This is a genomic window from Mucilaginibacter sp. McL0603 (genome assembly GCF_049992945.1).
Classification (GTDB): Bacteria; Bacteroidota; Bacteroidia; order Sphingobacteriales; family Sphingobacteriaceae; genus Mucilaginibacter.
The window spans coordinates 1,593,748-1,608,064 of sequence record NZ_CP188251.1; the positions used below are offsets into that span (position 1 = coordinate 1,593,748).

The following is a 14,317-nucleotide window of genomic DNA, read 5'->3' on the forward strand; positions in this document are numbered from 1 at the left end:
GTTAATGAGAATGAATAATTCTGCTAATTCCGTACTGCTGCAAATCTTTGTTCAGATATGAGATTATCTGCCGTGGACATTGCTATTATCCTGCTGTACCTGTTAAGTACCATATTCATCGGGCTATGGTATCGTAAAAAAGCCCGGCAGAACAAGGATAGCTATATGCTGGGCGGCAGATCACTGCCATGGTATAAGCTTGGATTAAGTGATGCATCAGATATGTTTGATATCAGCGGTACCATGTGGATGGTGAGCCTCTGCTTTGTTTATGGTATGAAAAGTATCTGGATACCCTGGCTTTGGCCGGTATTTAACCAGGTGTTTTTAATGATGTATTTATCAAGATGGCTGCGTCGCTCAAACGCTTCAACCGGAGCTGAATGGCTGGCAACCAGATTTGGGAAAACCGGGCCGGGAGTAAGCAGTTCGCACAAAGTAGTGATCGCTTTTGCTTTGTTGAGTTGTCTTGGTTTTATGGCTTACGGCTTTATCGGCCTGGGCAAATTCATCGAAATTTTTGTGCCCTGGGATATGATAAAAGGCTATATCCCTTTTAATATGGCACCGCAATATGTGCCGCATGTCTATGGGGTCATCTTCACACTTTTTGCCATGTTCTATTCCATTTTGGGTGGGATGCACAGTATCGTGGTTGGCGATATGGTCAAATACAGCATTATGACGGTTGCCTGTATCTGGATAGGTTTTATTGCCGCCGGTCAGTTAAGTGGGCATCATTTAAATGTGCCGGGTGGGTGGTATAGCCCGTTCTTTGGCACACATTTAGGCCTAAGCTGGACAGGTATTATTAACGAGGTAAATGACAAAATAAAAAGTGACGGTTATTCGCTTTTCGGTCTCTTTTTTATGATGATGACCTTTAAAGGTTTTTTTGCAGCATTGGCTGGCCCAGCGCCGAACTATGATATGCAGAAAATTCTTTCCACACGGTCGCCAGAGGAGGCTAGTAAAATGAGCGGGTTTGTAAATATCATCCTGTTGCCTATCCGCTACACATTGATCATCAGTCTGACCATTTTGGGACTGATATACTATCATCAAATGAATTTGAAGGATGCTACGGGAGCGATAGATTTTGAGCGGATACTTCCTGCGGTTATCAATAATTTTCTACCCGTTGGTTTAGTAGGCCTTCTATTAGCTGGTTTATTAGGCGCATTCATGAGCACTTTCAGTGGCACGATGAATGCTGCACAGGCTTATATTGTTAATGACATTTATATCAAATATGTAAACCCGCAGGCATCCACCCAAAAGATAATCACTATGAATTATATCGTCGGGGTGATTGTAGTGGCAACAGGCGTGTTCCTTGGATTTTTTGTAAAAGATGTCAACAGCGTATTGCAATGGATCGTGTCGGCATTGTATGGAGGCTATATAGCATCAAACGTATTGAAATGGCATTGGTGGCGCTTTAACGCCAATGGATTTTTCTGGGGGATGCTTACAGGTATAGTTGCTGCAATGGTATTCTCATTATTAATCCCTGACGGGCAGTTGTTGTACTGGTTCCCATTATTATTCGCATTATCATTAGCAGGATCTATAATTGGTTCTTATGCTACAGAATCAACAGACATGACGGTGCTAAAATCATTTTACTCCAATGTACGCCCATGGGGCTTTTGGGAGCCGGTAAAGCAGACTCTTTTAGCTGATGATCCCTCGTTTCAGTCTAATAAAAACTTTAAACTGAATATGTTCAACGTGGTGATTGGCACAATAGCACAATGTTGCCTTACCATTTTGCCTATGTACCTGGTATTGAAACAAAAAATACCACTGCTAATAACTGTAGGCATACTGGCTGTTATCATAGCGATATTAAAGAAAACCTGGTGGGACAAACTTAAAGACTACTGATAAATGTTGATGGAAAATATTACTTATCCTTCTTTCCGCCTTTGGCGGAGAGAGGGTGGTCGAGTGAAACAAAGACCGGGTGAGTCGACTATGCAAGCGATATTAACGCAATGCATTACGGCGGGTTAACTCACCCCGACATCGCTACGTTTGTCGACCCTCTCTTCGCTGCGTGGAAAGAGGGTTGTCGAAATGATCGACTTAGAGCTAATTACAGGGACATTAATAAACGATAATATAATCTGTATATGACTGAATTTAAAAAACGGTTAAACCAGTTGTACAACAATTACGAACAACTGACAACCAAACCCAATAAAAAACAAGAGTCAGGCAACGGTATTTTTGACCGTTATCAGCACCCGGTATTAACCGCCGCACATGCCCCGGTTTTTTGGAGATATGATCTGAATCCCCAAACGAATCCTTACCTGATGGAGCGCTTTGGCATCAATGCAGCGTTCAATGCAGGGGCTATTAAGTGGAATGGAAAATATTTGCTGGTTGCAAGGGTTGAGGGTTGGGACCGTAAATCGTTTTTTGCTGTAGCCGAAAGTCCTAACGGTATCGACAACTTTACTTTCTGGGATTATCCAATTGATCTGCCCGAAACGGATGAGCCGGATACCAATGTGTATGACATGCGCCTAACCCTGCATGAAGATGGTTGGATATACGGCCTATTCTGCACCGAACGCCGTGATCCTGAAGCACCTGCACATGACCAGTCAATGGCCGTGGCAGCTTGCGGCATAGTACGCACAAAAGATATGGTAAAATGGGAGCGCTTGCCCGATTTGGTTACCAAATCGCCTCAACAAAGAAACGTCGTGGTGCATCCTGAATTTGTGAATGGAAAATACGCCATGTACACCCGTCCGCAGGATGGCTTTATCAGTGCTGGAACTGGTGGAGGCATCGGTTTTGGCTTGGCAGATTCGATGGAGAATGCTGTGATAGATAAGGAGACCATCATCGACAATAAAAACTACCACACCGTTTACGAATCTAAGAATGGCCAAGGACCGGCGCCCATCAAAACTAAACAGGGCTGGTTGCACCTGGCACACGGGGTGCGTAATACGGCAGCAGGTTTAAGATATGTACTATATCTGTTCTTAACTGATCTGCATGATCTGACCAAAGTGATACACAAACCATCCGGGTATTTTTTAGCTCCTGAGGGTGAGGAAAGAGTAGGAGATGTATCTAACGTAGTGTTTTGCAATGGTTGGATAAAAGATGATGATGGTACGGTTTATATCTATTATGCATCATCAGATACGAGAATGCATGTTGCCACCACAACTGTCGATCAATTACTGGATTATGTGATAAACACACCAGAGGATGGTTTACGGTCGTCGCTATCTGTAAAAAGATTAAACAGTGTGATTGACAATAACAAAAAGTTTATGAGTACCGCCAAGGATGAGGCTATCCAGGCAAGCTAAAAATGATCAAAACAGGAACAGTGGAGTCGCGGATCAATACTTATAAAAAAGAACTGAGTGCCGAATTAGGCTATATCATGGATTATTGGATAAATAATACGCAGGATATTGCTGAAGGCGGTTTTTACGGGAAGATAGATAATGATAATCGTGTTATTCCCGCTTCACCTAAAGGATCGGTATTGAATGCGCGTATCCTTTGGAGTTTCTCTGCAGCTTATAATCTCACTGACAAAAAAGAATACCTGGAAATTGCTGATAAGGCTTATCAATATATTATTGACTATATCATCGATAGGCAGTTCGGTGGTGTTTACTGGACGGTAGACCATTTAGGCAATAAACTGGACATCAAAAAGCAGGTTTACGCCAGTGCGTTTGCCATCTATGCTTTCAGCGAATATTATAAGGCAACCGGGAAAAAGGATGTACTAAATGAAGCAATAAGATTGTTCATGCTTTTGGTTGATAAGAGTTTTGATCAACATAAAACCGGTTACCTGGAAGCTTTTACTGAAGACTGGCAGCCAATAGGGGACCTGCGTCTGAGTGCCAAAGATGCCAACGAAAAAAAGACCATGAACACGCACCTGCATGTTCTGGAGGGCTATACCAACCTTTACCGGGTATGGCCTGGTGAAACACTAAAGAAGCAGATCGGGATATTACTCAATAATTTTTTAGATCATTTTATCGATACGGAAACAGGACATCTCAACCTGTTTTTTGATGAAGAATGGAATAAACGATCAACATTGACCTCCTACGGGCATGATATCGAAGCCGCATGGCTGATGCTGGAATCAGCAGAAGTAATTGGTGATGGTGAACTGACTGAAAAGCTCAAAGCCATCGCCATAAAAATATCCGAAGCTACACTGGAAGGTTTGGATACCGATGGTGGTTTATGGTACGAATATGAGCCTGCCAAAGATCATTTAACAAAAGAAAAACACTGGTGGGTACAGGCCGAAGCCATGATAGGTTTTTTTAATACCTGGCAAATAACCGGGCATGAAAAATACCTGGATGTATCAACAAAGAACTGGGATTTTGTAAAGAACAAAATACTGGACAAGGAAAACGGTGAGTGGTTTTGGGGGATATATGAGAACGGAAAAGTAATGGCTACAGAAGACAAAGCAGGCCTATGGAAATGCCCATATCATAACAGTAGGGCCTGCATTGAAATAATTAAACGAATTGACGAAATATCGAACTATGAAAAAGATCTATAAAATAAGTATTGTGCTTTTATCGGCATTGATGATGGTATATTCCTGTAAAAAAGAACCTACAAACAATAAGCAGGATAATAACAACAATAACAATCCCGCCCCGCCTACCTCTACCGGGAACACGCCTTCTACATTAGTAAAAGGAACCGATCCGGATAATGCAGCAACGCAAGGGTTCTTTCTTACCAACTCGTGGCAGGCAAAAACATTCACTGTTCCTACTGCTGCTACAACTGTACCAAAGCCCAGCGCAGGCGAAAATATTTATGTAAGTGTTGATTTAAGTAAGATTATTACCAAAACATCACCGTTACTATTTGGGAATAATACTAATCCATTTATGGGGCAGTTTGTAGATCAGCCTGCTTTGATGAGTGGCATCACCACTTTAGCTCCTAACATTTTGAGGTTCCCGGGTGGAAGTTTGTCTGATATTTATTTCTGGAACCAATCCGCACAGGGGCCAGCCGACGCTCCGGCACAGTTGTTAGATTTGAATGGTACTGCTTCTGCTGCCGGTTACTGGTTTGGAAATAACACACAGTCGTGGACGTTTACTTTGGACAATTATTACAAAGTATTACAGCAAACCAACAGCATCGGTTTAATTACTGTAAACTATGGCTATGCACGTTACGGCACTAGCGCACATCCCGACCAGGCCGCCGCGCACCTGGCGGCTGAATGGGTGAGATATGATAACGGCCGTACCAAATACTGGGAAATAGGGAACGAAAACTACGGCAACTGGGAAGCCGGTTACCGTATCAACACATCAACCAACCAGGATGGGCAGCCGTTAATATTAACTCCAACCTTGTATGGTACCCACTTTAAAGTATTTGCCGACTCGATGCGGGCCGCAGCCCAGCAGAAAGGCGTTACTATCAAAATTGGTATCGTACTAACCGAGGCTAATGACAACAACACCTCATCAGGCAACGTTGCCGGCTGGAACGCCGGAGTATTAGCTGCAGCGGGTAACAGTCCAGATTTTTTTGTGGTGCACAACTACTATACGCCGTACAATCAAAACTCAACTCCTGATGTGATTTTAAATACCCCGGTTTCGGGTACGCAATCAGCCATGGCGTGGGTGAAAAGCAGCGTGCAGGGAGCAAACGTTACACAAAAACCTGTGGCAATGGATGAATATAATATTTTTTCTACTGGGTCAAATCAAATGGTATCACAAATTGCCGGGGTGCATGGCGTAATGGTTTTAGGCGAAGCATTGAAAAATCAAATTAGTATGACAGCCCGTTGGGATTTGGCCAACTCATGGGATAACGGAGATGATATGGGTATGTTCAGTAATTCCTCAAATACTAGTGAAGCTGAACCCGGTGCTGCTTCATGGAATCCACGCCCGGCATTCTATTATATGTACTATTTTCAACATTATTTTGGCGATAGGATGGTATCATCCACGGTAACCGGAAATAGTAATATTTTGAGTTATGCATCCACATTTACATCAGGCCAGGCAGCGGATATTTTAGTGAATAAAAGCTCAACTGATCATACAGTCACTGTTTTGATCAGTAATTTCCTGTTAGGGGATAATTATTACTACTATGTGCTCAAAGGTGGGCCTGATGCAACTTTCTCGCGCAAGGTGGTTATTAATGGGAATGTTCCGTCAGCGACTTCGGGAGGGCCTGCTGATTTTACAAACATCCCTCCTAATTCGGCTGCAATAAAGGGCGGTATTACCGTTACTGTTCCGGCTTACGGAGTTGTATATTTAGTGGCCGATAAAAGTAATTAATGAACCTGATCTAAATAAGTTATGATGAAAAAACTATTGTTTACCGCTTTGTCCGTGATCGTTGTAAATGCACAATTATTCGCCCAGCAAAGTGTAGAATTAGCTCCAACTCCGCCAATGGGCTGGAACACATGGAATACTTTCCAAACCAATATTGATGAACCTTTGCTGAAAGGTATGGTTGATGCTTATATTTCTTCAGGGATGCGGGATGCAGGTTATATTTATTTTGTGCTGGATGATGGTTGGATGACGATGGAACGTGACAGCAATGGTCAACTGGTAGCTGATCCGAAGAAATTCCCTAATGGGATGAAAGCTTTTGCTGATTATGTACACTCAAAGGGGATGAAATTCGGCATCTACAATTGTGCCGGAACAAAAACCTGTGCGGGCTATCCCGGAACTCGTGGTCACGAATATGAAGATGCCCGCCTTTATGCCTCGTGGGGTGTTGATTATCTGAAATATGATTGGTGCAACACCGACAGCCTGAACGCGCGCGAGGCCTATATCACCATGAGCATGGCCCTGAAAGCAACTGGTAGGCCAATAGTGTTCAGCTTATGCGAATGGGGAAACCATCAGCCATGGTTATGGGCAAAAGGTGTTGGTCAGCTTTATCGTACTACAGGTGATATCTATGCAGGATTTGACAAGAATTTGAGCAAAGGTACCTGGACTGCGTTAAGCGTATTGTCAATTTTAGATAAACAGGTTAACATCAGGCAATATGCTGGACCCGGTCATTGGAACGACCCCGATATGCTGGAAGTGGGCAATGGAATGAGTTTTATTGAAGACCGTGCGCATTTTTCGTTATGGTGTATGCTCGCGGCCCCGCTGATGGCAGGGAACGATCTGCGTAAAATGTCAGACCAAACAAAAAGTATTTTAACTAATAAGGATGCCATTGCTATTGACCAGGACCCATTAGGTGTAGAAGGTTTCAGGTATTCTTCTGCTGATAGTTTGGAAACATGGATTAGGCCTTTAAGCAACGGAGACCTTGCGGTTTGTTTCCTGAACAGATCAGTGCAACCGATAAATGTTAGTTATGATTGGGCGACCCATGTTATACAGGATAAGATATCTAACACAGATGTCGACTTTACTAAAATCACTTATAAACTGCATGATCTGTGGACAAAGAAAGATGTCGGAACCACCAAAAAGGCATTTAAACAATCCATAGCATCACATGATGTGGTACTGCTTAGATTGAGTAAATAATAAAAATCAAACATTCTGCATTTACGTAGCTATTATAGATTGGATACGTAAATACTTCTGAAATAATGAAATACGTTTTTAATTATACTTTTATTCTTTTTATACTGATAAGCAGCCAATTTTCAAAGGCGCAAACTTATAGTCCCTGTGATAGTCTGGCTACAAAAGAAACTCGCTGGCTGTTCAGCAGTATGCAACGATTGGTTGATGCGGGAGTGATGATTGGTCACCACGATGATCTGGCCTATGGAGTAGGGTGGCGGTTTGATCCTAATCGGTCTGATATAAAAAGTGTATCAGGTGATTATCCTTCGGTTTATGGCTGGGACCTGGCAAAGATTGAACATGATAGCACAAAAGATATTAACGGCATCCCTTTTGCCCTGCAAAAGAAACTGGTAGAACAGGTGTATGCTCGCGGCGGTATCAATACTTTTTGCTGGCACATGGATAATCCCGCTAATGGAAAAACAGCGTGGGATACCAGCATACAAACGATAAAGGAACTAATCCCCGGTGGCGCACATCACCAGGATTACGTAAATAACCTGGATAAAGCAGCTAAATATCTCAAAAGCTTAAAAGGTCCTGAGGGCGAACCTATACCTGTATTATACCGCCCTTTTCATGAGCTTACGGGCAACTGGTTCTGGTGGTGCAAAAACACTTCTTCGGCAGATGATTTTAAAACCTTATGGCGCTTTACCATTGATTACCTGCGTAATACTAAGAAGTTGCATAATTTACTGATCGTTTATTCGGTAGCCGATTTCAATTCCGAGGCTGATTTTATGGTTCGTTATCCCGGTGATAGTTACGTGGATTTTATAGGATTTGACAATTATTGCTATAAAAGCATTCCTTATTACCAAAAAAACCTGGATAAACGTTTGGCTCTACTGGATGTGATTGGAACTAAGCACCACAAACTGGCGTGCCTTGCCGAAACCGGGTATGAAGGCATACCTGTCGCCGATTGGTGGACAAAGACTTTATTAGCCACCATTTCAAAACATAAAACTTCTTACTTGCTGCTATGGCGCAATGCCAATACACATCATTTTTATGCACCTTATCCGGGTCAGCTGAGTTTTGATGATTTTAAGCAATTCTCCGAAAGTCCCCAGACCATGTTTCAAAAACGTTTGACACCATTGGCAGTGTACGGAAAGTTAATGGATGGGAGATAACCCCTCCCAACCCTCCCCGGTAAGGAGGGCTTTATTATTTTTATAAAAAGTCTCCCCTTACGGGGGAGATTTAGAGGGGGTTTCACACCAAAACCGTATTTTAGGGGAGTTCACTTTAATACAGGCAACATTGGCAACCTACCAGATCATATCTATTATTGTAATGCTGGCGGCGATGTTTGCCTATATCAACGATCGCTGGATAAAATGGCCGCCTACCATCGGTATCATGGTACTTGCCCTGTTCTCATCCATTCTTATTGTAATATTAGGTAACCTGATGCCTGCTTTTTCGGCAAATGCACTTGGATTGGTATCTCATATTAATTTCGGGCAGCTACTGATAAAGTTCATGCTAAGTTTCCTGTTATTCGCCGGGGCTATTCATATCGATGCAGTTAAACTGAGAAAAGAATTCTGGCCGGTAATGACTTTAGCCACTGTCGGCACATTTATGTCGACTTTTCTCATTAGTGTAATGTCGTATTACCTGTTCCATGTATTTCAATTGCAAATACCTTATATCCATTGCCTGCTTTTTGGCGCATTGATATCGCCTACTGATCCAATAGCTGTCATGGCCATACTGAAAAAGGCAGGTATCCCACAGACGCTCGAATTGAAAATTATGGGCGAATCGTTATTTAATGACGGTATAGGAGTAGTAATTTTCTTAACCATCCTTGAAGTAGCTTCTAACGGCACCGGCAATTTTTCTGCATCGGGGACGATCGTGCTTTTTTTAAAAGAGGCCTGCGGGGGTATGTTATTTGGTGCCCTGATGGGATATGCCGCCTATTTGTTGCTAAGATCGATAGACAATTACCGTGTTGAGGTTTTGATCACGCTTGCGCTTGTGACTTGTGGTTATACGCTGGCTGATGAGTTACATTTATCCGCCCCGCTTGCCATAATCGTTACCGGTATAATGGTTGGTACAAGAGGAAGAACTATAGCCATCTCATCTACATCATGGGATTATCTCGGCAAATTCTGGGACCTGATCGACGAGATATTTAACGCTATTTTATTTTTACTGATCGGACTGGAAATGCTCATTATAAAAATCCATCCAACCATAATGATTATAGGAGGTATTATGATCTTCATCGTATTATTGGCACGATGGTTCTCCGTATCATTGCCTGTAGCTGTATTACGCTTCAAGATAAAGTTTGAGAAAAATGCGGTCACGATACTTACCTGGGGCGGACTTCGGGGTGGGCTTTCTGTTGCAATGGCACTCTCATTGCCACAAAATATGCATCGCGACGGATTTGTGCTGATCACTTATATCATTGTTATTTTTTCAATCATTGTACAAGGCCTTACCATAGGGAAAGTGGCGGAAAAATTAAAATAACTGGTGGAATTTATAAATCGGCTTAAGGGGAAAACTATTCCTTCTAAACTTTCTTTTTAAGTTAAAGAGAAAACACATGAACCCATATCAGGAAAAATGGATAGAAATGTTGAAGGCCGCTAACCTGCGCGATTGGAAGATTGAACCTTTAGGGGAAAACATCTTGGTGGAAATGCCGGATGTAACCGACCTCAAACTCGTCAGGGATAATCTGCCCGGGGTGATCGGGGCACTTTCACTGGATATCCACGAGCCGAAAGAGAGATTGCAATTTGTATTCAGGAACGGGCGTGAGAATTTTGAATATGTTTTGAATCCAACTGAAAAGGATTTGAGCAGACCTTAATCCTTTACAGTTTCGATTTTGTAGAGAGTATCGCCACGCTCAAACCCATGCAGGCTATAAGTAAGAATGATGCCCGAAGTGTAGCTATCCCCGCTATAAAACCAATGATAGCAGGACCGATCAGTAATCCGCTAAAGCCTATTGTTGATACCGCTGCCAAAGCAACACCGGGAGACATATTAGGCGTTTTTCCGGCTGAACTATAGATCATCGGAACAACAGATGATACCCCCGCGCCAACCAGCATAAAGCCTAACATGCTTGGTAATAAATAAGGGAACAAAACGGATATCAGCAATCCGGCGGCAGTTAATGAGCCACTTAGCTGAAGGGTTCGTTTCAGGCCATATTTGCCGGCAAACCAATCTGCTGTGAACCTGCCCATCGCCATAGTGCTCATAAATGCAAAATATCCCGCACCGATCCATCCGGCTTGTGCGTTGATCACATTTTTAAAATATACACCGCTCCAGTCTACCATAGCCCCCTCGCATATCATCGAACAAAATGCAATGATACCCAACTTCAAAAGTGGCGACATCAGCTTTAACCTTTCACGTATAGATAAAACAACAAGGGTTTCTTCTGATTGTATTTTATCGCTGTCTTCAGTTAGGTTACGGGAAGTTATAACGGTGCCAATTATCATTATGATCAGTATAACGATAAAGTGATGAAATGGGATGATGTGGTTGCCGATCATGAATATCCCTATACCCGCACCTATAAATCCGGCTATACTCCAAATGCCATGGAACGAAGCCATAATGGGGTGGCTTTCATATAGCCTTTCAGCAGCGACAGCCTGTGTGTTAAAAGATATATTAGCAGCATTCCCTACAAAGCCATAGCAAAATAGACACACAACGAGCTGGAAAATATTTTGCGCAGCACCCAATCCGACTAATAAAATGCCATACAATACCATAGAAATAATAAGCAGTTTACGACTACCTATTTTAGGAATTATCCACCCTATAAATGGCAATGAACACATTAAGCCGGAGGGTATGGCCAACAATACACCACCCAGACCTGCTTCTGACAAATGCAAAAATTGCTTGATAGTAGGTATGCGGGATGCCCAGCTTGCAAAACACAAACCCGACATAAAGAACATGGCGGCAACAGCTATCCTTAATGATAACCGGGATTTAATGACAGGACGCAAGGTAGTTGTATCCATAGGTGTGATCTTGCTAGTGTAATATATACACTAAGTTGGTCTATTACAAAGTTATAAAGATTTATGCAGATGCAAAGCTTTATATCTCCATAAGACTTATGATATAACCCTGAAAATAAAGATCTATTTGGCAATTAACCGCAATCACCATCTGGTGTGCAGCTTTCCCCTTCTATTATGGTTAGTTTAGGTTTATCATTTTCCCGCTGCCACTCAGCAAATGATTTTTCAAGCGTTTCTGAAAACACAGGTACGGCCTGTGCGCCTGATACACCATATTTATTATTCATCACAAAAAAGGGTACACCACTTATGCCCAGGTATTGCGCTTCGGCTATGTCGTGTTTTACAGCATCGGCATAATCATTACTATCTAAGGTTTCTTTTACATCATCACCTTTTAAGCCAATGGAAATGCCTAGATCGGTCAGCGTATCCTTATCGTCTATATTTTTGCCTTCAGTAAAATAGGCTTTGAATAACGCTTCTTCTGCAGCGGCACCTAAACCATGCTTTTTAGCAAGGTGACTTAAACGGTGCGCATTAAAACTATTGGCCACAATTGCCTTATCAAAATCATATTGTAAACCTACCTGTGCCGCCATTTCAGTGACATGACTATTCATTTGTTGCGCATAATCCAGGTTCCAGCCTTTTATATCAGCCAGGTATTGGTTAATGTTCAGATTTGGATCGGTCTTCATATCCGGGTTAAGCTGAAAGCTTTTCCATTCTACCTCTACCTCATCCTTATGTGCAAATTGCTGTAAGGCATCCTCAAACCTGCGTTTGCCGATATAGCAAAACGGGCACATCACATCAGACCAGATTTCAATTTTCATTTGTTCCGTGGTTTTAATAATGTCAAAGCTATATCAATCTGTGGCCATCATGGTAAGTAAAAAGTAAAAATTGACGTAAATAGCTATTTTTTAATTAAATTAATATCTTAGTATGTTATAAACCGATTGTATAGAATTGACAGAGCACTGCGCGATGACAATCTTTTAACCATAATTTCAATGCGACATATACTTAATGCCGACTAGCGTATGAGGAATAATACTAACCCATTATTATTCTGGACGGGCATATTCCTGTTATTCTTTCCCGGATTATTACATGCTTACCTGCTAATGCCATTCCCGGGCAGCCAAAACCTGGAAGCGATAAAGCTATGCTACTATCTTGAAAAGATCATATTGCCACTTCGCATAATAGGCGGCCTGATGCTGGTGTGGTACCTTGTAAAATATTTTACTAAAAATACTATGAGGGGAATGATTGTAAAGGGTAGCGTATTCGTATTGTTGCTCGGTAGCTTGTATGTAACCGACATTGAATATAAAGCTTCGAGCATGTTTGAGGAGCCTAAAACTGTAAGGTTTGCTAACGCGATAGAGAATAAAGTGCCCGAAAGTTATATTGTTTTAGGTGTAGTAAATAATGGTGTTGCCAAGGCATATCCGCTTATTTATTTAGGTTATCATCACAAAGTTCAGGATAATGTAGGTACGTTGCCGGTATTGGTTACTTATTGTACTATGTGCCGCACGGGCAGGGTTTTTAGTCCGATGGTTAACGGGGCACGCCAAACTTTCAGGCTGGTAGGTGCCAGGCATTATAATGCTATTATTGAGGATCAAACTACGGGCTCATGGTGGTACCAGGCTACCGGCGAAGCAGCTGTTGGGCCGATGGCCGGAGCAAAACTCAATGATGTATATTATGAACAATCTACATTAGGTGCATGGTTAAATAAGCATCCGTCATCCTTAATATTACAGCCAGATAGTCATTTTAGATCTGATTATGATGATCTTAAAAATTATGACCGTAAACAGCCTGTTGATAAGGATTCGACATTAAAAAACAAAGATTCGCTGGTACGCAAAAGTTGGTTAGTAGGTGTGATAATTAATAAACAACCTAAAGGCTATAATTGGAGGAAATTAGAAAAAGTACGTTTATTGAATGACCAGGTAGGAACAACGCCATTACTGATCGCGCTTGAAAACGATAGCCTCACTTTCCATGCGTGGAACCGGAGAATTGACGGGAAAGATCTTAGTTTTAAAATTGACACAGCCGGACAACTTACTGATAAAGAAACCGCCTCGGTATGGGATTGGGATGGGCTGTGCACAGCCGGCACCGAAAAAGGTAAACGCCTCACCAAAGTACAGGCCTATCAGGAATACCGTCATTCATGGCTGCATTTCCACCCGACCACCTTGTTTTGGGAAGGTGAGTTAAAAATGCTTAGTTATCTGCCTTAAGCATGTTCCAAAATAAAATCAGCATCAATATGTAACTCTGAATGAACAGCTTTTAAAAATTCAATATCGGGTTTTTGTTTGCCATTCAATATAAGTGAAAGTTTAGCTTCACTTATATTGAGTTTTTCTGCAAGACTCTTTTGTTTGAACCCCATTTCAAACATTTTCATTTCTATCATGCCTGTTAATGTGGTTGGTGCTTCAATTACATATTTTTTGCTTTCATATTCCTGAGCAGATAAAGCCATCTTACGAATTTCTTCTAACTCAGTTTTGGAAACGTTATTGCTGCCCTTTGTCATTAGGGCTTCAATCCTTAGCATTAAACTTTTATAATCCGTATCATTATTTATCTTTTCCATCGGTT

Annotated in this window: 12 protein-coding genes; 9 read left to right on the plus strand and 3 right to left on the minus strand. The window is 41.9% G+C overall.

What is annotated here, in order from left to right; translation table 11 throughout:
- Nucleotides 1-57 precede the first annotated feature (57 nt).
- The 8 genes from ACPPVU_RS07390 to ACPPVU_RS07425 all read left to right on the plus strand — a co-directional run bounded on the left by ACPPVU_RS07390 (nucleotide 58) and on the right by ACPPVU_RS07425 (nucleotide 10,485).
- Nucleotides 58-1,890: a sodium:solute symporter family protein gene (locus ACPPVU_RS07390; protein ID WP_426671044.1), complete on the plus strand. Its 1,833-nt coding sequence runs from the start codon at nucleotides 58-60 to the stop codon at nucleotides 1,888-1,890.
- Between the two features lie 248 nt (nucleotides 1,891-2,138).
- Entirely contained in the window at nucleotides 2,139-3,344 is a 1,206-nt protein-coding gene (locus ACPPVU_RS07395; RefSeq protein ID WP_426671045.1) for a glycoside hydrolase family 130 protein, read from the plus strand.
- Nucleotides 3,345-3,346: 2 nt separating this feature from the next.
- Nucleotides 3,347-4,582 (plus strand): AGE family epimerase/isomerase, encoded by a 1,236-nt coding sequence (locus ACPPVU_RS07400; RefSeq protein WP_426671046.1) that lies wholly within the window; start codon nucleotides 3,347-3,349, stop codon nucleotides 4,580-4,582.
- Complete coding sequence (locus ACPPVU_RS07405; RefSeq protein WP_426671047.1) at nucleotides 4,566-6,353, plus strand: alpha-L-arabinofuranosidase; 1,788 nt, start codon at nucleotides 4,566-4,568, stop codon at nucleotides 6,351-6,353. The genes ACPPVU_RS07400 and ACPPVU_RS07405 overlap by 17 nt, the downstream gene beginning before the upstream one ends.
- 21 nt (nucleotides 6,354-6,374) lie before the next feature.
- Nucleotides 6,375-7,586 carry a glycoside hydrolase family 27 protein gene (locus ACPPVU_RS07410; protein ID WP_426671048.1) on the plus strand — a complete coding sequence of 404 codons (1,212 nt, stop codon included), beginning with the start codon at nucleotides 6,375-6,377 and terminating at the stop codon, nucleotides 7,584-7,586.
- Between the two features lie 65 nt (nucleotides 7,587-7,651).
- Entirely contained in the window at nucleotides 7,652-8,776 is a 1,125-nt protein-coding gene (locus ACPPVU_RS07415) for a glycoside hydrolase family 26 protein (RefSeq protein ID WP_426671049.1), read from the plus strand.
- A gap of 130 nt (nucleotides 8,777-8,906) precedes the next feature.
- Complete coding sequence (locus tag ACPPVU_RS07420; RefSeq protein WP_426671050.1) at nucleotides 8,907-10,139, plus strand: cation:proton antiporter; 1,233 nt, start codon at nucleotides 8,907-8,909, stop codon at nucleotides 10,137-10,139.
- 76 nt (nucleotides 10,140-10,215) lie between these two features.
- Complete coding sequence (locus tag ACPPVU_RS07425; RefSeq protein ID WP_426671051.1) at nucleotides 10,216-10,485, plus strand: hypothetical protein; 270 nt, start codon at nucleotides 10,216-10,218, stop codon at nucleotides 10,483-10,485.
- A gap of 4 nt (nucleotides 10,486-10,489) precedes the next feature.
- On the opposite strand, the gene ACPPVU_RS07430 is transcribed toward ACPPVU_RS07425, so the two are convergent.
- Complete coding sequence (locus ACPPVU_RS07430) at nucleotides 10,490-11,671, minus strand: MFS transporter (protein WP_426671052.1); 1,182 nt, start codon at nucleotides 11,669-11,671, stop codon at nucleotides 10,490-10,492.
- A gap of 134 nt (nucleotides 11,672-11,805) precedes the next feature.
- A complete protein-coding gene (locus ACPPVU_RS07435) occupies nucleotides 11,806-12,513 on the minus strand; it encodes a DsbA family oxidoreductase (protein WP_426671053.1) in 708 nt (235 codons plus the stop codon).
- 210 nt (nucleotides 12,514-12,723) lie between these two features.
- Between ACPPVU_RS07435 and ACPPVU_RS07440 the strand changes: the two genes are divergently transcribed.
- Nucleotides 12,724-13,950: a DUF3179 domain-containing (seleno)protein gene (locus ACPPVU_RS07440; RefSeq protein ID WP_426671054.1), complete on the plus strand. Its 1,227-nt coding sequence runs from the start codon at nucleotides 12,724-12,726 to the stop codon at nucleotides 13,948-13,950.
- On the opposite strand, the gene ACPPVU_RS07445 is transcribed toward ACPPVU_RS07440, so the two are convergent.
- On the minus strand, nucleotides 13,947-14,312 hold the full coding sequence (locus ACPPVU_RS07445) for a helix-turn-helix domain-containing protein (RefSeq protein ID WP_426671055.1): 366 nt from the start codon (nucleotides 14,310-14,312) through the stop codon (nucleotides 13,947-13,949). The two genes, ACPPVU_RS07440 and ACPPVU_RS07445, sit on opposite strands and share 4 nt — an antisense overlap.
- Nucleotides 14,313-14,317 lie beyond the last annotated feature (5 nt).